The following is a 17,599-nucleotide window of genomic DNA, read 5'->3' on the forward strand; positions in this document are numbered from 1 at the left end:
CCGGGTGGGCGACAGTATGAAAATCAGTTGGCCTGGCCGCGCCAGGCCTGGGCTCGGCGCAGCGCTGCGCGGGACAGCAGCGCCAGGGCCACGGAGGCCGCCGCGCTGGTGAACATGATCAGCGACCCCATGGCCGCCGCGCCGCCGACGTTTCCGGCATCGTCCATGTTCAGCACGGCGATGGCGGCCAGCAGGCTATCCGGGCTGTAGAGGAAGATCACCGCCGACACCGTCGTCATGGCCGAGACGAACAGGTAACGGAACACGTCGAGCATGGCAGGCAGCGCCAGCGTCAGCGTGACGCGGCGGAAATGACAAGCCAGGGGCACTTTCAGCGACAGCGCCACCGCTTCGAACTCACCATCGAGCCGGCGCACGGCCTCGTTGGCAGTGAGCTGAGCGGTAGTAAGGAAATGGGCGAGGGTGCACAGGCTGAGCAAGCCAAGGCTCCCATAGAGGCCATGCAATGGGTTGCCGGGCAGGTTGAAGAAAAAGACGTAGCCCAGCCCTAATACCAGTCCGGGCACCGCCATGGGGATGAAACTCAAGAACGCGATGGTCCGGGTCAGTGCGCTGGGGCGGGTCTTTTCCACCAGGCAGGCCGCCAGGAATACCAGTACCACCCCGCCAGCAGCGGTACCCAGGGCCATGGCCAGACTGTTGCGGTACACCTGCCAGCCGCCGGGCAGATCCGAAAAGGCGTAGTGTTCCAGGGAGGGGGTAAGGTTGTACGGCCAGAAACGCGCCAGGGAAGCGAAAACAGCCATTGCGAAAACACTGAGTAACAGCAAGCCGATCAGGGTCGCCAAGGCCAGGTAGGCGCGGTCGCGGCCTGGGCTTGGCTGTGGTCGCAGCGGCTGGGCGCGCCCACCCAGGGTGTCGCGCTGGTGCCGGCCGAGCCAGCGGTCCACCGCAAAGCTGAGCAGCGCAGGCCCTAGCAGTACCAGGCCGATGAGCGCACCGCGGCCGAACTGCTGCTGGCCGACCACCGCCTTGTAGGCTTCCAGGGCCAGAGTCTGATAATCCCCGCCGACCACCACTGGCACACCGAAATCCGTAACGCACAGGGTGAATACCAGGCAGGTTGCGGCAAACAGGCCGCGGCGGCTGGCCGGCCAGGTAATGGTGCGAAAGGCCCGCCATGGGGAGGCACCGAGGCTGGCGGCGGCATCGAACAGGCGGCTGTCCGCCATGGCCAGGGTGGACAGGCACACCATCAGGGCGTGCGGGAAGCAGTAGATCGCCTGCCCCAGGACGATTCCCCAGAAGCCGTAGAGATTACCGTCCAGCCAGGGCCGCAAGAGTCCCTGGTTGCCGAACAAGTAGATGAGCGCGATCCCAGGCAACATCGAGGGTGCCAGTAGCGGAAGCAGCGACAGGCCCCGCCACAGCCCTTTGAACGGCATACAGCTGCGCTGCAGCCCATAGGCCAGGCCGTAGGCCAATGGCACCACAATGCCGACCACCGTGGCCGCGGTGGCCAGGCTGTTACCCAGCAACCAGCGAAAATGCGCGCTGCCGAACAGGGCCGCGGCCGCCGTCAGGCCTCCGCCTTGCCCCGGGGCATCGCTCAGGCCTCGCCAGAGCATGGCCAGCAGGGGGCAGAGCAGGGCGAGCGATAGCCATGCCAGGAGCACAGTGAGCCCGCCGCTGACCAGTAGCCGATCGGCCAGGTCAGCGGGCCGCGAAGAAGTCGTGCTCGAGGCTGCACGCAACGCCATGACCCGGCTCATCAGGCGAATACCTGCAAGTGGTGCGGTGGCAGGGCGACCCACAGCGGCCCTTCGCCCAGTCGACGGGTCGCTTCGGCGGATAGCTCGGCATGCAAGGTATGCCCGGGAACGTTGTCCAGCTCGAACGCCAGCCGGCAGCGGTTGCCCAGGAAAGTCAGGCCCTTGGGCCTGGCGCTGCACAGGTTGGCTTCGTGTACCGGCGGGTTGACCGCAACCGTTTCTGGGCGACAGAACAGCTGCCCCCGGGCATGGGCCGGGGGGGCGGCCAGGGTCAGGCTCAGCCCTCCTACCCGAGCCTGTGTGCCGTCGCGTTCGAACGGCAGCCAGTTGCCCTGGCCGAAGAAGCCGGCCACGAAGGCGCTGGCGGGCTGGCGGTACAGCTGTTCGGCGGCACCGTATTGTTCCACCCGGCCCTGATGGATGACCGCGATGCGGTCGGCCATGAGCATGGCTTCGTCCTGATGGTGAGTGACCATCAAGGTGGTAATGCCCAACTGACGCTGCAGCTGCCGTAGCTCGCCGCACAAGCGCTCACGTACCTGAGCATCCAGAGCTGACATGGGCTCGTCCAGGAGCAGGACTGTAGGGTTGGGCGCCAGCGCGCGGGCCAGGGCCACGCGTTGCTGCTGGCCGCCGGAAAGCTGGCCGGGATACTTGGCTTCACTTCCGGCCAGGCCCACCAGCTCCAGCATGTGCGCTACCCGTTCACGTGTCGCCTTGCGTCCTTGCCCGGCCAGCCCGTAGGCCACATTGGCCGCCACGCTGAGGTTGGGAAAAAGCGCGTAGGACTGGAAGACGATGCCATAGTCACGCGCCTGGGGTGGCAGGGTCGAGACGTCGCGCTCGCCGAAATGGATTTGCCCCTGGTCTTGGCGTTCCAGGCCGGCAAGGCAGCGTAGCAGGGTGGTCTTGCCGCAGCCGGAAGGGCCGAGCAGGCACACCAGCTCGCCTGGGTTGACGGTCAGGCTGACCCCATCCAGGGCCTTGAAGCCGCCGAAGGCTTTGTGCAAACCATTGATATGCAGACCGACCGCGCCCATGCTCGTACCTCGTTGGGGGGAACGAGGCTTATGCTGCGCTTGGCCTGCTAACGCTTGATGGCACCGGATCGAAAAGCAGTGATACTGCTATCGGTTTTTTTGTCATGCGCTCATTGCGCTTCGCGGGCCAGCGCCAGCAATGCTGCCGGTAGCCTTGCCTGGCGGCGGTCCTTCAGGCAATAGAGGTATTCGGCGATCAGGGGCGCACCCTCCAGGGCGATCACCCGCAGCGCCGGGTCATGCGGCACTTCATGGCGAGCGATCACGCTCACGCCCAGGTTGCGCAACACTGCTTCGCGAATGGATTCGCGGCTGCCGATTTCCAGCAGTGCCCCCGGGATCACACCCGCGGCCTGGAGCATCTGCTCGGTCAGCAGCCGGGTGGTAGAACCTGCCTCTCGCATCAACAGGCACTGACCGGTCAAGGCCTGGGGCGGCAGGCAGGCATGGGCGGCGAGAGGGTGGCTACCGTGTACCGCCAGCACCAGCGGGTCCTGGCCGAGCACCAGACGCACGAATCGACTGTCGTCCTCCAGCTGGGAGGACGCCGCCAGGTCCACCCGGTGTTCTTCCAGGGCTTCGATCACCTGCTGCGAGTTGCCGATCTCCAGGCTTACCTGGACCTGGGGGAAGCGAGCACGTAGCCGCTTGACCAAGTCCAGCACGTAGTAGGGGGCGGTAGCGCCCAGGCGCAAGCTCCCTTGCATCTGGCTCGCGTTGCGCAGGTGAAACTCGATGTCCGCCTCCTGGCGTAGCCAGGTTTGCACCAATGGCAACAGGTTTGCCCCTTCCTCGCTGACCACCAGGCGGCGCCCGCCTCGGTAGAACAGCTCTATGCCGTAGCGCGCCTCCAGCGCGCGAATCTGGGTAGTGACCGTGGGCTGGCTCAGGCCGAGTTTTTTCGCCGCCTGGGTGATGCTGCCAAGGCGAGCCACCGTGTAGAAAGCCTTGAGCTCGGGTGCCAGCATGGACGCTCACAGATCGTGACAGTAGGGCTGGCCAGGGTATCACGCAGTGCGCAGGGAGATGGGAACGGCTGTTCCCCACGGCGGCCACGATGGCTATGCAAGGCTGGCCGGAGATCTGGACCAAGGCGGCTGATACGGGGCGTCGGGGTACGGAATCCCTCCCGGAATGCCCGAACCTTCTGGCATTGTCCCGCGAAGCCAGGGCTGTATCCGCATGAGTGCTCAGCCTTGCCAGCCGGGCACCGCGACCCATGGCATGGGGTCGGCGAAGACGGCGACTTCACAGCTACGCCTGTGCTGGAAGGGCTGCCGGCTCTGCCAGCGGCCCTGGCTTGACCCGCAATGCCTGCAGGTCAAGCGATCGCCGCGCAGGGACCAATGGGTTTCCCATGCGGTGATCGCATCCATTGCAAGGTCAAGCCGGGCGAAGCTGGATTGGATTGCGGCCATATGCCACCTCCCTGTCATGATTAAAGTAGAGACGTGGGCGCTGAAAAGGTTCTGGCCGGTGGTCGGCTTTTTTCAAGCCGCGTGTTGGCGTGCGTGTTGGCCCGCATGTTGGCCCGCATGTTGGAAAGTGCCGCCGTGGTTGTGGCGCAGGTGGTCGCGAGAGTGATGAAGAAACCACGCACAGACGCCAGGGTCTCAAGTGCTCACAGCCAGGGAGCCGGAATGGACGACTTTGTGATTCAACCTTTGCGCGAGAGCGACCTGAGCGAAGCCCGCGAGGTGGTACGTGAAGCCTTTGCGACCTTCATGGGCGCAGCCGCGCCGGGGGAGTTCTGGAACGATCGCGATTATGTAGAGGGTCGCTGGCGTGCCGAGCATACGGCCTGGTTCAAGGTAGACATCAACGGACGGCTGGCCGGGGTCGCGGGTGTCGCGCGCTGGGGTAGCCATGCGGTCGTAGGGCCGGTAGCGGTGCGCCCGGCCTATTGGGAGCGCAAGTTGGCCAAGGCGCTGATGGCGGCGGTCAGCGGCCAGCTCGATGCCTGGGGGATTCATCACGCGGGGTTGTTCACCTTTCCTGACAGCCCGCGGCACCTGGGGCTCTATCAAGGTTTCGGTTTCTGGCCCCAAGCCTTGACCGCGGTCATGGCTCGGGCCGTCGAAGGTCAGGCCAGCGGCCCGGCCCCTGTATGCGCGGCCCTGAGCCAGGCCCAGCGCCAGGCCTGCGCGGCCTTGGCCAATGAAGCGGCGGCCGGACTCGACCCTACCGGCGAGCTCGACGCCGTGGAACGCCTCGGGCTGGGCGCGAACCTGCTCTTGCATGGGGCCAATGGCGAACTCGAAGCCTTCGCCGCCTGCCACTTCGGCCCCCGCAGCGAAGCCGGCGAGGGTGTGTGCTACGTCAAGTTCGCCATGGTTCGCGGTGGGGACGAGGCCAGCGCGCGGATGGAACGGTTGTTGACCGCCTGCAACGACCTTGCCCTCGCTCACGGTCAGACCCGACTCATGCTGGGGGTGAATACCGGGCGCCGTAGCGCCTACCAGTATCTGCTGAACGCGGGTTTCGCCATTCAGATCCTTGGTGTGACCATGCATCGGGGCAGTGGAGGCTACGACCAGCCCCAGGTATGGATCTGTGATGATTGGCGGTGATTGTGCTTTCAGGCCTTTCGGATCGGCGCACACCTGGTTGGAGCCAGTGCCAGCTGGCGAAGCTTGTGCGGATGGCACAGACGACGCGAAATGCGCCTGGCTCGACCGAGTGGAGGCATGGCGAAGCCGGGCGCCCGCCAGGGAAGGCGGGCGAGGGAACTCAGGCAACTTCCCACCCTACCAGGGCAAAGCACCTCATCGGCACGACCCCAGCGCTTCGAGCAAGGGACCAAGGTATGCCTCGTAATTGCGCCAGCGCTGCACCGAACTGCTGTACAAGGGCTCTCGCACCTGGGTCAGGCTGGCAGTGCGGATACTGCGTTCGGTGCGGTGGAAAGCCAGGCAGGCATCGTTCCAGGGCAGGCCACAGAACTCCAACAGGCGCGCCGCCTGGCCGGGCAGGTCTGCCACCAGGTCTTCGTAGCGGACTTCCAGCAGGCGCCCGGTCGGCAGCACCTGGCGCCAATGGGCCATCAGCCGCGCGTAGTGACGATAGTGAGCGCCCAGTTCGGCCAGGTCGTAGGTGGCTTCCTGATGCTCGCTGAACAGGCGGGTGTAGCAGGACAGGCAGGTATCCACCGGGTCGCGGCTGACATGGATGATCCGGGCATTGGGCAGCATGGCCGGGATAAGCCCGGCCGCCATGTAGTTCGCGGGTAGCTTGTCGGTGATGCGCAAGGCGTCGGGGCCATGTCGGCGCAGCCGTCGGACATATTCCTGGCCCAGGGCGCTCAGGTGCCCGGCATCGGCCTGGCGAAGGTTCGCGGGGTAGGGCGCCGACCCATGGCCAGGTAGCGGCAACTGCAACAGGCGCAGCAGTTCGTGAAGTTCTCCGGCGGCTGCCACGCTCGGATGGCTGGCCAGTATTTGCTCAGTGAGCGTAGTGCCGGAGCGTGGCATGCCTATCACGAAGACAGGCAGCTCGCTGGGGTCGCCTTGGCCCTCCAGGCTGCGCAGCCGGGGCCCGTCGAATTCGGCGATGATCGCCCGCAGGCGCGCTTCGTCCGCTTCGCTGCTGTAGTCCAGGGTAGCGCGCTTGAGTCGCGCGCCCTGGGAGAAATGACTGAAGGCTTCTTCGTACTGGCCCAGCTCGTCATGGCCCTTGCCCAGGGCGTAATGCAGCGCGATGCGTCGGCCCGGGCTGGCCTGGCTGCTGGCGGCCAGCATTTGCTCCATGCGCGCCAGGTTAGGTTCGCCCGGGCGCGCCTTGCGTGCCTGGGCCAAGTGATAGCGGGCCCCATGATGGTCGGGATGCGCGGCCAGGGTCTGTTCGAGCAAGGTCACCGCTTCGGCCTGACGACCTCGCTCCAAGGCCAGGCTGGCCAGGCCCACCGACGCGTCGGCGAAGTCGGGACGCAAGGCCAGGGCGCGTTGCAGGGCTTCTGCGGCCAGGGCGCTGTCACCTTCTTCGGCGTGCATTGTACCCAGCTGGCACCAGGCATCGGCATGCTCCGGGCTGCGCGCCACCGCGGCTTGGAGCAGTTGCACTCCCTGATCGCGCTGGTCCAGCTCGGCCAGGCAGCGCGCCATGCCGATGCAGGCCTTGATATGACTCGGGCGATGTTGCAGCGCCTGGGCCAACAGATGCTGGGCTTCCCGGGGGCGCGCCTGGCGCAACCGCACCAGGCCCAGGTTACACAGCGCATCCGGTGAGTCGGGTGCCAGCTCGACCGCCTGCTCCAGCGCCTCGGTGGCCTCGTGCAGGCGCTCGGCTTCCATGAGCACGGCACCCAGGTTGGAAAGCGCTTCAGGGTAGTCTGGCCGGGCCACCAGGGCCTGACGATAACCGGCGATGGCGCCTTCGAGATCGTCGCGGGCGTGGGCAATGCTCGCCAGGTTGTTCAAAGATGGCACCATGCCAGGCTGCAGTTGAAGCGCCTGGCGATGGCAGGTCTCGGCGCGCTCCAGTTCGCCCAGGTCGAACCAGGCCAGGCCAAGGTTGCTATGGGCCGAGGCGGCGGCTGGCGCCAGCGCGACCGCGCGTTCGCCATGAGCTACCGCGGAACGCGCCTGCCCTTGCTGGCGAAGCATCTCAGCCAGGTTGCTATGCAGCAGCGGAGCGTTGGGTGCCTCTTCGACCAGCCGGGCCATGGCTTGCAGGGCTTCCTTTACTTCACCATTGCGGTACAGGTGCAACGCCTGCTGGTGACGAACTTCGAGGGGCGCGGTCTGGGCCGCTTGCCAGGGCAGCGCCTGCTGAACGTAGCGGGCAAGGGCTTCCAGGCTTTGCGCCAGGCTCTGCCGGTGGGTATCCAGGCGTAGCTGGGGCGCGAGCGGAGATTCGTAGGGCGCGTCTACTCCAGTGAAGCCCGGCAACTGCCCGGCGCGGGCCTGGCGGTACAGACCCTTGGTGTCTCGCGCTTCACAGGTGGCCAGGTCAGCCGCCACGTGAATTTCATGGAACGCCGGAATGATTTCCCTGGCCCGCTCGCGGTCGGCACGGTAGGGGGAGATCAGGGAAACGATGCACAAGAGGCCTGCTTCGGCAAAGAGCGCCGCGACCTGGGCAGTGCGCCTGACGTTTTCGGCACGATCGGCGGGGCTGAAGCCCAGGTCCTGGTTCAGCCCTGTTCGCAGCTGGTCCCCGTCGAGCACGAAGCAGGGGTAGCCCAACGGCTGCAAGCGCGCCGCCAGCCCCTGGGCCAGGGTTGTCTTGCCAGCGCCGGAAAGGCCGGTCAGCCAGAGCACGGCGCCGGGCCGGGTGCTGTAGGGCGGGGTCGGGGTGATCACAGGTCACTCGCTCCATCGGGTGTCTGGGCGCCGCGCGAGTGCGACGCTCGACCCAGCATAGCTGGCAATCACCTTGTTGGAGCCAGCGAAGCTGGCGAATGCGCCCGGGGCAGTCCCAGGTTATCGAATCATGGGGGTCAAAGCCGCCGCTCCACCTCGCGATTGGCGCGTTCGAGGGTCTCGACGTCCTGCTCCTTGCGCTTGATGGAGGTGGGCGTAATCACCTTGTCCACATCGTCGGTATCCGGATCAGGCTGTTCGATGTCGCGTTCCACCACATCCACGGGCTTGCCTTCGCTGTCGGTCACTGGGGCATTGGGCTGCCGGCGGTTTTCTTCGTTGTTCATTCAAGCCTCCAAAACGCTTTCGACGGCCCGGCTCGGTCAGGTTCGTCAGCCGGGGATACATCGCTTTCGATGCCCAGCAGGCGCGTTCGTTCGAAGCGGCTGCGCTTGCCGGCTGCGCTTGCAAGGCTCTGCCTGAACCGGCTCGCCTTCCGCTTATCCGCCTTCGCTTGAGCCGATGGAACCAATGGCCCGCCGTCTCGCTCAGCATAAGGGAGACCACTCACTCGAAGTGCCAAACAGGGCCAGCACGAACCGACGGCATGCTGGGCCAGAAAAATGACCGTCGAGCCTAGCCTGAGGACCACACCATGAATGCCATCGAATTGCTGAAGCAGGACCACGAACGTCTCAAGGGGCTGTTCGAAGAGCTGACCAAGACCACCGAGCGCGGCGTCAAGAAGCGGGCCGAGCTGCTGGGCAAGATCGAGCTTGAACTCACCCTGCACACTCATATCGAGGAAGACATCCTGTACCCGGCTTTCAAGGAAGCCGGAAGCAAGGAAGAGGACGTGATGTACTACGAGGCCAAGGAAGAGCACCGTGCGGTGGAAGCCTTGGTGCTGCCTGACCTGAAGGCCACCGATCCGGCCACCCCGGCCTTCGCCGGTCGGGCCAAGGTGTGCAAGGAAATGCTCGAGCATCACATCGAAGAAGAGGAAGAGGAAATGTTCCCCAAGGCCCAGGAATTGCTGGGCGACAAGCTGGACGAAATCGGCGCCCAGATGGAACAGCTCAAGCAGCAGTTGAAGAAAGAGCTGACTCGCAAGGCCGCCTGACCCCCCCCCCCCGGCCGCTCGAGCGCTCTGGTCCGGGACCCATGGCCCGGAGCCGCGAGTGCCTCGGGTGGCCTTTGTCATTGGAAGACCCGATGCCCACCACCTCCCACAGCCCCGCCGCCCAGAAGTTCCGGGCCCCGTCCCGGCCATTGCGTATCGGGGTCATCGCGCATATCCAGTTTCCCATCCGGCAACCCTTCGCGGGCGGGCTGGAGGCCTTTACCCACGACATTGTGCTGGGCCTGCGCGCCCGTGGTCATGAGGTGACCCTGTTCGCCCGGGACGGGAGCGCTGAAGCGCTGCGGGTCGACCCCATCATCGAGCATCGTTGCCTGCCGATCAGCCTGAGCGAAGGCTATATGGCCGAGCACCATGCCTACCTGGGTCTGATGCAGCGCATCGACAGCCTGGGCCTGGATGTGATCTTCAATAACGCCTTGCACTATGTGCCGGCGACCATGGCCAGCCTGCTGCGCACGCCAATGCTGACGGTGCTGCATACGCCGCCCTTCTTCGAATTGATCAACGCCTACGGCGACGGCCGCGCCGCTGGCAGGTTCTGCACGGTCTCGGCCGCCAATGCCCGTAGTTGGCGGCACCTGTTGCCCGAGTGCGAGGTCATTCCCAACGGTATCGACCTTCAGGCCTGGATGCCTTCGGCCACGCCACCGGGCGACCATGCCCTGTGGTTTGGGCGCCTTGTCCCCGAAAAAGGCGCGCACCTGGCCATCGAAGCGGCGCGCAAGGCGGGCATGGAAATCCACCTGGCCGGGAACATGGCCGATGATGACTATTTCCGTCAGTACATCGAGCCCCTGCTGGGGCCACGGGTACACCACCTGGGGCATCTCTCCCGGGAACAGTTGGTCAAGGCACTCGCCCAAGCCAAGGTCGCTTTGGTCACCCCCTGCTGGGACGAGCCCTTCGGCCTGGTAGTGGCCGAGGCCATGGCCTGCGGTACGCCGGTCGCTGGCTTCGACCGGGGCGCCATCGCCGACCTGGTGACCGAGGACACCGGCGTGGTGGTCCCGGCCAATGATGTCGAGGCCCTGGCGGCAGCCATGCCGATCGCGGCAGGCAAGTCCCGCCAGGCCTGCCGTGCCCTGGCCGAGCAGAACTGGGGTTTCGACCTGATGCTAAGCCGATACGAACGACTGCTGGCCGAGGTCGCTGCTGGCCATGCATGAATTCAACATCGGTTATTACGTTCACCATCACGGGGCTGGACACGGCGTGCGGGCCCTGACGATTGCCGAGCAACTGGGGCATCCGGTGACCTTGATCGGCAGCGCGCTGCCGCAGGGACCACTGGCCTCGCATATCCAACGCCTGGAGTTGCCGCCGGACACCGCCGAAGGAGTGGAGGAGCCAGCGCTGACCGGGCTGCATTACGCGCCGCTGGGTGTGCCGGGGCTGCGCTCGCGCATGGCGCGCCTGGCCCAGTGGTTCGAAAGCCATTGGCCTTGCCTGCTGGTGGTAGACGTTTCGGTAGAAGTGGCGCTCTTCGCGCGGCTGTGTTCCGTTCCGGTAATCTATATGCGCCAGCATGGTCAGCGGGACGACCTGCCTCACCAGTTGGCCTACGAAGCGGCCAGCGCCTTGCTCGCGCCCTATCCCCAGGAGCTGGAAGATCCAGCGCTGCCGGAGCGTTGGCGCGCCAAGACGGCCTACAGTGGCTGGTTGTCCCGCTTTGCCGAGCAACCGGCGGCCGAACCTGAGCCGGGACGAGTCCTGGTGATCTGTGGGCGGGGCGGCAGCGGGCTGAGCGCCCCCTTGCTGGAAGCGGCGGCCGCGGCCTGCCCAGGCATTGAGCTACGCGTGGCCGGGCTGCCGGACGATGCCTTCAGCAAGGCCCCGGCGAACCTGGTTCCGTTGGGGCACCTGGCCGATCCACTGGAGGAAATGCGCCGGGCATGGGTTGTCCTGGGCAGCGCCAGCGATAGCCTGGTGTCCGAAGCGGCGTCCCTGGGCTGCCGCTTCGTGGCAGTGGCCGAGGCACGTCCATTCGATGAGCAGTTGTATCAGGCGCGACGCCTGGAGGCGGCGGGCCTTGCCCTAGGCTTGGAGGCCTGGCCCGCCCCGGTCCAATGGCCCTCGGTACTGGAAAAAGCCGGTGCCCTCGATGGCCGGCGCTGGCGCCGCTGGGCGGACATCGCCGCCAGCGCTCGGGCGGCGGCCATTATCCAGGAGCAGGCCGAGGCAGTCTTCAAAAGCCTTGGCGAGCGGTATTGAAGCAGCTTTCCACCTCGGTGGCGTCAGGCGTGCGCAGCACCTGCAGGGTGTCGCCCTCCCAATGCACCAGGCCACGCTCGGCGAAACTGCGCAGCCAGCCTTCCATGGGCCAGACCTTCCAGCGCTGATGAAAGCGCAGGGCGTTGGTGATGATGTCCTGGAAGTGATTCAACGGCGGGCTATAGGTCGGGTGGTACTGATGGTAGGCCAGGGCTTCGGCTACTCGCAGCGGCACTTGGCGCGCCTGTGCACGGAAGGCGAAGTCAGTGTCTTCGGCGCCATAGCCGGTATAGCCCTCGTCGAAGCCGCCGATGCGTTCGAACACCGGGCGGGTACAGGCGAAGTTCAGCGACCAGAACAGCGCGTGTTCCAGTTCATCTCCCGGCTCGCCGCGGTAGACGCTCAAGGGGTGAGCCACGCTCTGGGCGCGCAGGCTGGCTTCGTTCCAGCCCGGTGCGTTGGCGCCTTCGGGAAGGTAGCGCACCGCGCCCAGGTGCAGGTCATGGGGATAGGCGCGCAGGGCGGCCAGGTAATGCTCCACCAAGGTCTCGGAGGGGATGCAGTCCACGTCGAGGAAGATCCAGGGGCCCTCCACCGGCAGGCCGAGTATTGCATTGCGCGCCCGGGCCAGGGGCAGGCCGTCCACGCCTTCGAGTACCTGTTCATGCACGGGAAAGCGATCGCTGTGCAACGCGGCGGCTGGCTCGTTCATATGCACCACCCACAGCCCCAGGGGCAGAACGGTGGAATGCTCCAGCCCCTTGAGAAGATTGTGCAAATGGCCGCTGCGCCCATGGACCAGAGTGATCACATGCAGGCCCGCAGAGGCGGGGCCGCTGGCGACATGGCCAGGAGGGGAGGAGGGTGTGGTGGTCATTCGAGAGCTCCCGAAACATAAAACCAGGCAGTTGGTAGCGGGGCGCCAGGCTTGGCATTAAGATGCCAGCGCATCCCTTCGGCCATGAGGCGCCTCACAAGGCAAGCCCCGCATCCGGGGCGCGATGGGCGCCGTCCCGCTTCACTAGTCGACTCGGCCAGGGCTGCAAAGGTTTCTTCCCACCGACCAATGTCGCCCGCGGCACTCAGGAGTAAGCATGTCACCAAAGGATTTGTTACTGGCGCTGGTCGTGATCGTCGCCTGGGGCTTGAACTTCGTCGTGATCAAGGTCGGCCTGGACGGTTTGCCGCCCATGCTGCTGGGGGCGTTGCGCTTCGCCCTTGTCGCCTTCCCCGCGGCGCTCTTCATCAAGCGACCGAAGCTGCCATGGCGCTGGCTGCTGGCCTATGGCGCCACCATTTCCCTGGGGCAGTTCGCCTTCCTGTTCGAGGCCATGGCCCACGGGATGCCGCCGGGGCTGGCTTCTCTGGTGCTGCAGAGCCAGGCGTTCTTCACCCTGTTCTTCGCCGCGCTCTTCCTGCGTGAGCGACTGCGCCCGTCCAGCGTGCTCGGGCTGCTGGTGGCCGCTGGTGGCCTGGCAATGATCGGTCTGGAAGGAGATCACGTTACGCCCATGCTGGCCCTGCTGCTGACCCTGTGCGCCGGCGCCATGTGGGCCATGGGCAACATCATCACCCGGCGCTTCGGCAACGTGGACCTGGTCGCCCTGGTCGTCTGGGGGGCGCTGGTGCCGCCTTTGCCGTTTCTGGCGTTGTCCTGGTGGCTTGAAGGGCAGGCGCGTATCGTCGATTCCTTGCTCAACATTCACCTGAGCTCGCTGCTGAGCCTGGCGTACCTGGCCTTCATCGCGACCATGCTCGGTTATGGCCTGTGGAGCACGCTGTTGTCCCGTTACCCGGCGGGCAAGGTGGCACCCTTTTCGCTGCTGGTGCCGGTGGTGGGGCTCAGTTCTTCGGCCTGGCTGCTGGGTGAACGCCTGGGCCCGCTGCAATGGGCCGGTGGCGCGCTGGTGATGGTGGGCCTGCTGATCAACGTGTTCGGGCCGCGCCTGTTCAGCGGGCGTGCTGCCGGGCAGGCTACCCCCAGCCGCTGAGGGCGCAGGCCTGCCGGACCTTGGCTTTTATGGCATCATCGGCGCTTTTCCCTGTTCGCCCTGGAGAAGCCCATGAGCCTGCCCACCGTCACCGTCGTTCCCCCCGGCAAACCCTTGCAGGGGCGGGTGGCGCCGCCAGGGTCCAAGTCCATCACCAACCGTGCCCTGCTGCTGGCGGCACTGGCCACGGGCACCAGCCGCCTGAGCGGCGCGCTCAAGAGCGATGACACCCGCCACATGTCCGAAGCCCTGCGGCAGATGGGCGTCGCCATCGAAGAGCCGGACGCCACCACCTTCATCGTCACCGGCAACGGGGGCCTGCGCGTTCCGGCGGGGCCGCTGTTCCTGGGCAACGCCGGCACCGCGGTGCGCTTCCTCACGGCGGCGGTGGCGACCGTGCCTGGCACCGTGGTGCTCGACGGCGACGCCTATATGCAAAAACGCCCCATCGGCCCGCTGCTGGAGGCACTGCGGGCAGCGGGTATCGATGCCCAGAGCCCCACGGGCTGCCCACCGGTCACGGTTCGCGGCGGCGCGCTCAAGGCCAGCCGGCTCGAGATCGACGGCGGCCTGTCCAGCCAGTACGTTTCCGCGCTGCTGATGCTGGCGGCCCTGGGCGAAGCGCCCATCGAGGTGGCGCTCACCGGCAAGGACATCGGCGCCCGTGGTTATGTGGACCTGACCCTGGCCTGCATGCGCGCCTTCGGCGCCCAGGTGGACATGCTCGACGACGCCACTTGGCGTGTCGCTCCTGGTGGCTACCAGGCCCATGACTACCTGATCGAGCCGGACGCCTCCGCCGCTACCTACCTTTGGGCCGCCGAAGCCTTGACTGGCGGCGCCATCGACCTGGGCGTGGCCAGCGATGCCTTCACGCAGCCCGACGCCCAGGCCCAGGCCCATATCGCTCGCTTTCCGGACATGGCGCCGGTAATCGACGGCTCCCAGATGCAGGACGCCATCCCGACCCTGGCGGTGCTGGCCGCGTTCAACCGCACCCCGGTGCGCTTCACCCAGCTGGCTAACCTGCGCGTCAAGGAGTGCGACCGGGTACAGGCTTTGTACGATGGCCTGAACGCCATCCGGCCCGGCCTGGCGACCGTGGAAGGGGACGACCTGCTGGTAGCGGCCGATCCCGCGCTGTCTGGCAGTCACAGCGAGGCAATCATCGATACCCATTCCGATCATCGCATGGCCATGTGCTTCGCCCTGGCCGGGCTCCAGGTCAGCGGCATCCGTATCCAGGACCCAGCCTGCGTGGCCAAGACCTACCCGGCCTACTGGGATGCGCTACGTGGGCTGGGCGTGGAGCTGCATTTCGCCTGAGGTCCGGCCGCCCACCGCTCGGCCGACCAGCGGAACTCTTGCCCCCGTATCGCTTCGGACGTTCAAGCGCTTCATGAAACGTCGGCCCGCCAGGGTGTTGAACCCGGCGGGCGAGCATCCGCGAGCACAGGAGGCCCAGCGCCATGAGCGACGCCCTGCAGGAGTACAACCGCAAGCGTGATTTCGAAGCCACGCCGGAGCCCTCCGGCCAGGCCCGCCCGGGCAAGGGCCAAGACGCCGAGCACGCGCTGCAGTTCTGCATCCAGAAGCACGATGCCAGCCATCTGCACTACGATTTTCGCCTGGAGCTGGACGGCACGCTGAAAAGCTGGGCCGTGCCCAAGGGGCCCTCGCTGGACCCCCGGGATCGCCGCCTGGCCATTCAGGTGGAGGACCATCCCATCGACTACGCCAGCTTCGAGGGCCATATCCCCGAGGGCCATTATGGCGCCGGCGATGTGATCGTCTGGGATCGGGGTGTCTGGCAGCCGGAGGAAGAGCCGCGCAAGGCCTTCGAAAAAGGCAGGCTGAAGTTCCGCCTGCAAGGGGAAAAGCTCAGCGGTGTCTGGAACCTGGTTCGCACCGGCATGAGTGGAAGCAAGCAGCAATGGTTTCTGATCAAGTCTCATGACGAGGCGGCCCGGGACCATGATCAGTACGACGTGCTCGAAGCGGCCCCGGACAGCGTGATCAGTGATCGTACCCTGGTGCCGCGGGCGAGGGGCAAGGCGGCCTCGACCAGGATACCAGCGAAAACGCCGTCCAGGTCCCGCTCGGCTGACACCAAGCCCGCTACCCCCGCCGCGAGCCCGTCCGCCTCAAGCAAGAAGCGCGGCGCGCTGGAAGGCGCGGTGGCGGCACCGCTGCCAGAGACGCTCACTCCCGAGCTGGCGACCCTGGTCGAGTCCGCGCCGGCCGGAGAATGGACCTACGAAATCAAGTTCGACGGGTATCGCATCCTCGCCCGGATCGACCAGGGCGAGGTTCGCCTGTTTACCCGCAACGGTCATGACTGGACCGCTCGGCTACCGCGCCAGGCCCAGGCACTGAAGGCTCTGGGGCTGGAATCCGCCTGGCTGGATGGCGAAGTGATTGTCAACAATGATGAAGGCGTACCTGATTTCCAGTCCCTGCAAAATGCCTTCGAAAGCGATCAGGCCCAGGCTATCGTCTATTACCTGTTCGACCTGGTTTACCTCAATGGCATGGACCTGTCCCAGGTGCCTCTGGAGCAACGACGCGCGGCCTTGGACAAACTGCTGCAGGCCAACCAGGATGACGGTCTGCGGTTTTCCGCCAGCTTCGACGAAGCGGCCACGTCACTGCTCGACAGTGCCTGCTCCCTGAAGATGGAAGGGCTGATCGGCAAGCGCCTGGGCAGCCCCTATGTCAGCCGTCGCAGCAATGACTGGATCAAGCTCAAGTGCAAGCATCGCCAGGAGTTCGTGGTGGTGGGCTATACCGAACCCCGTGGCAGCCGTAGCGCTTTCGGCGCGCTTCTGCTGGGGCTGCACGACGCGGACAGCGGGGAGCTGCGTTACGCCGGCAAGGTGGGCACGGGTTTCAACGAACACACCTTGAAGACTATCCATGCGCGACTACAGCCCCTGGAAGTGAAGAAGCCCGCCTTGGCCAACCCACCCAAGGGCGCCGAGGCACGTGGCGTCCACTGGCTGGAGCCGACGCAACTGGCCGAGGTGGCCTATGCCGAAATGACCCGTGAGGGTTCGGTGCGCCACGCTGTGTTCCACGGCTTGCGCCAGGACAAGCCCGCCACTGAAATTACCCAGGAGACGCCCATGGATACGGCCAAGCTCAAGGCCGAGAAGGCCTCGACCAAAGCACCTGCCAAGGCTGCGTCAGCCAGAACGGCGGCCAGGGGCGCGAGCGCTGGCGCCGACGAAGCCAAGCCGGCACCGCTCAAGGCCACCCGGGTTGGCAAACAGGAAGCTCTCGCCGGGGAGATCCGCATCACCCATCCCGACCGTGTGATCGATGCCACCAGCGGCACCACCAAGCTACAGCTGGCTCAGTACTACGCCCAGGTGGCGGCCTGGATACTGCCCCACCTCGAGCGGCGTCCGGTGGCGCTGGTACGTGCGCCGGAAGGGGTAGCCGGCGAGTTGTTCTTCCAGAAACATGCCGAACGGTTGAAGATCCCCGGCATCTCGACCTTGGGGTCGGAATTTTCCGGCCAGCCGGTGATGGTGGTGGACAACCCCCAGGCATTGCTGGGGGCGGTACAGATGAGCACTGTGGAGTTCCATACCTGGAACGCCACCAGCAAGGACGGCCAGCATCCTGATCGTTTCGTGCTGGACCTTGACCCGGACCCGGCCTTGCCCTGGAAGGCCATGGTGGAAGCTACCCAACTGACCCTCACGGTGCTCGATGAGCTGGGGCTCAAGTCATTTCTCAAGACCAGCGGCGGCAAAGGGATGCATATCGTGGTGCCGCTCAAGCCCAAGGACGACTGGGAAAGCGTCAAGGCGTTTTCCCATGCCATCGTCAGCCACCTGGCCAGGCTATTGCCGGATCGCTTTTCCGAGGTGGCTGGGCCCAAGAACCGAGTGGGCAAGATCTTCGTGGATTACCTGCGCAACTCACAAGGGGCTACCACCATTTGCGCCTTCGCGGCCCGTACCCGCGAAGGCCTGCCGGTATCGGTACCGGTGTCACGCGAAGAAGTGGCCGGGCTCAAGGGCGGCAACCAGTGGAACATCCATAACATTCACGAGCGGCTCGCAGAGATGGAAGGCAATGACCCTTGGGAAGGCTACGCCAAGGTGCGCCAGACCATCACCGCGACCATGCGCAAGAAACTGAACATGAAAAAGTGAAACGCGCGAATGCC

14 protein-coding genes are annotated in these 17,599 nt (G+C 65.7%); 7 read left to right on the top strand and 7 right to left on the bottom strand.

Going from position 1 to position 17,599, the window contains the following annotated elements; all coding sequences use genetic code 11:
* Positions 1 to 23: 23 nt before the first annotated feature.
* From ACP691_RS05425 to ACP691_RS05440, 4 genes are all read right to left on the bottom strand, one after another.
* A complete protein-coding gene (locus ACP691_RS05425) occupies positions 24 to 1,733 on the bottom strand; it encodes a putative 2-aminoethylphosphonate ABC transporter permease subunit (protein ID WP_426152886.1) in 1,710 nt (569 codons plus the stop codon).
* Positions 1,733 to 2,773 carry a putative 2-aminoethylphosphonate ABC transporter ATP-binding protein gene (locus tag ACP691_RS05430; RefSeq protein WP_426152888.1) on the bottom strand — a complete coding sequence of 347 codons (1,041 nt, stop codon included), beginning with the start codon at positions 2,771 to 2,773 and terminating at the stop codon, positions 1,733 to 1,735. The genes ACP691_RS05425 and ACP691_RS05430 overlap by 1 nt, the downstream gene beginning before the upstream one ends.
* Before the next feature lie 110 nt (positions 2,774 to 2,883).
* The gene (locus ACP691_RS05435; RefSeq protein WP_040262437.1) at positions 2,884 to 3,741 is read right to left on the bottom strand and encodes a LysR substrate-binding domain-containing protein; all 858 of its coding nucleotides are present in this window, start codon (positions 3,739 to 3,741) and stop codon (positions 2,884 to 2,886) included.
* Between the two features lie 222 nt (positions 3,742 to 3,963).
* A complete protein-coding gene (locus ACP691_RS05440; RefSeq protein ID WP_040262438.1) occupies positions 3,964 to 4,191 on the bottom strand; it encodes a hypothetical protein in 228 nt (75 codons plus the stop codon).
* A gap of 222 nt (positions 4,192 to 4,413) precedes the next feature.
* On the opposite strand from ACP691_RS05440, the gene ACP691_RS05445 reads away from it, so the two are divergent.
* The gene (locus ACP691_RS05445; RefSeq protein WP_426152890.1) at positions 4,414 to 5,343 is read left to right on the top strand and encodes a GNAT family N-acetyltransferase; all 930 of its coding nucleotides are present in this window, start codon (positions 4,414 to 4,416) and stop codon (positions 5,341 to 5,343) included.
* Between the two features lie 195 nt (positions 5,344 to 5,538).
* Here the strand turns inward: ACP691_RS05445 and cysC are convergent, their stop codons facing one another.
* On the bottom strand, positions 5,539 to 8,073 hold the full coding sequence (cysC, locus tag ACP691_RS05450) for an adenylyl-sulfate kinase (protein WP_426152892.1): 2,535 nt from the start codon (positions 8,071 to 8,073) through the stop codon (positions 5,539 to 5,541).
* 137 nt (positions 8,074 to 8,210) lie between these two features.
* Positions 8,211 to 8,420, bottom strand: a complete 210-nt coding sequence (locus ACP691_RS05455) for a hypothetical protein (RefSeq protein WP_426152894.1) — start codon at positions 8,418 to 8,420, stop codon at positions 8,211 to 8,213.
* A gap of 308 nt (positions 8,421 to 8,728) precedes the next feature.
* Between ACP691_RS05455 and ACP691_RS05460 the strand changes: the two genes are divergently transcribed.
* From ACP691_RS05460 to ACP691_RS05470, 3 genes are all read left to right on the top strand, one after another.
* Entirely contained in the window at positions 8,729 to 9,196 is a 468-nt protein-coding gene (locus ACP691_RS05460) for a hemerythrin domain-containing protein (protein WP_040262441.1), read from the top strand.
* Positions 9,197 to 9,288: 92 nt separating this feature from the next.
* Complete coding sequence (locus tag ACP691_RS05465) at positions 9,289 to 10,383, top strand: glycosyltransferase (protein WP_426152896.1); 1,095 nt, start codon at positions 9,289 to 9,291, stop codon at positions 10,381 to 10,383.
* On the top strand, positions 10,376 to 11,428 hold the full coding sequence (locus ACP691_RS05470; RefSeq protein ID WP_426152898.1) for a hypothetical protein: 1,053 nt from the start codon (positions 10,376 to 10,378) through the stop codon (positions 11,426 to 11,428). Before ACP691_RS05465 ends, ACP691_RS05470 begins: the two co-directional genes overlap by 8 nt.
* On the opposite strand, the gene ACP691_RS05475 is transcribed toward ACP691_RS05470, so the two are convergent.
* Positions 11,403 to 12,305, bottom strand: coding sequence for a glycosyltransferase family 2 protein (locus ACP691_RS05475; protein ID WP_426152900.1), 903 nt, complete (start codon positions 12,303 to 12,305; stop codon positions 11,403 to 11,405). The genes ACP691_RS05470 and ACP691_RS05475 overlap by 26 nt on opposite strands.
* Positions 12,306 to 12,522: 217 nt before the next feature.
* Here ACP691_RS05475 and ACP691_RS05480 point away from each other — a divergent pair, with 217 nt between their 5' ends.
* The 3 genes from ACP691_RS05480 (at position 12,523) to ligD (ending at position 17,585) form a co-directional block, all read left to right on the top strand.
* On the top strand, positions 12,523 to 13,419 hold the full coding sequence (locus tag ACP691_RS05480) for an EamA family transporter (protein WP_426152902.1): 897 nt from the start codon (positions 12,523 to 12,525) through the stop codon (positions 13,417 to 13,419).
* A 72-nt stretch (positions 13,420 to 13,491) separates the two neighbouring features.
* A complete protein-coding gene (gene aroA / locus ACP691_RS05485; RefSeq protein WP_426152904.1) occupies positions 13,492 to 14,745 on the top strand; it encodes a 3-phosphoshikimate 1-carboxyvinyltransferase in 1,254 nt (417 codons plus the stop codon).
* Between the two features lie 143 nt (positions 14,746 to 14,888).
* Positions 14,889 to 17,585, top strand: coding sequence for a DNA ligase D (gene ligD / locus ACP691_RS05490; RefSeq protein ID WP_426152906.1), 2,697 nt, complete (start codon positions 14,889 to 14,891; stop codon positions 17,583 to 17,585).
* The last annotated feature ends 14 nt before the right edge of the window (positions 17,586 to 17,599 follow it).

This window comes from Pseudomonas sp. DC3200b2 (assembly GCF_049895785.1).
Classification (GTDB): Bacteria; Pseudomonadota; Gammaproteobacteria; order Pseudomonadales; family Pseudomonadaceae; genus Aquipseudomonas; species Aquipseudomonas massiliensis.

Coding starts and splice junctions, on each gene's coding strand:
- ACP691_RS05425 (WP_426152886.1), bottom strand. CDS start 1,733: ATGAGCCGGGTCATGGCGTTGCGTGCAGCCTCGAGCACGACTTCTTCG.
- ACP691_RS05430 (WP_426152888.1), bottom strand. CDS start 2,773: ATGGGCGCGGTCGGTCTGCATATCAATGGTTTGCACAAAGCCTTCGGC.
- ACP691_RS05435 (WP_040262437.1), bottom strand. CDS start 3,741: ATGCTGGCACCCGAGCTCAAGGCTTTCTACACGGTGGCTCGCCTTGGC.
- ACP691_RS05440 (WP_040262438.1), bottom strand. CDS start 4,191: ATGGCCGCAATCCAATCCAGCTTCGCCCGGCTTGACCTTGCAATGGAT.
- ACP691_RS05445 (WP_426152890.1), top strand. CDS start 4,414: ATGGACGACTTTGTGATTCAACCTTTGCGCGAGAGCGACCTGAGCGAA.
- ACP691_RS05455 (WP_426152894.1), bottom strand. CDS start 8,420: ATGAACAACGAAGAAAACCGCCGGCAGCCCAATGCCCCAGTGACCGAC.
- ACP691_RS05460 (WP_040262441.1), top strand. CDS start 8,729: ATGAATGCCATCGAATTGCTGAAGCAGGACCACGAACGTCTCAAGGGG.
- ACP691_RS05465 (WP_426152896.1), top strand. CDS start 9,289: ATGCCCACCACCTCCCACAGCCCCGCCGCCCAGAAGTTCCGGGCCCCG.
- ACP691_RS05470 (WP_426152898.1), top strand. CDS start 10,376: ATGCATGAATTCAACATCGGTTATTACGTTCACCATCACGGGGCTGGA.
- ACP691_RS05475 (WP_426152900.1), bottom strand. CDS start 12,305: ATGACCACCACACCCTCCTCCCCTCCTGGCCATGTCGCCAGCGGCCCC.
- ACP691_RS05480 (WP_426152902.1), top strand. CDS start 12,523: ATGTCACCAAAGGATTTGTTACTGGCGCTGGTCGTGATCGTCGCCTGG.
- aroA (WP_426152904.1), top strand. CDS start 13,492: ATGAGCCTGCCCACCGTCACCGTCGTTCCCCCCGGCAAACCCTTGCAG.
- ligD (WP_426152906.1), top strand. CDS start 14,889: ATGAGCGACGCCCTGCAGGAGTACAACCGCAAGCGTGATTTCGAAGCC.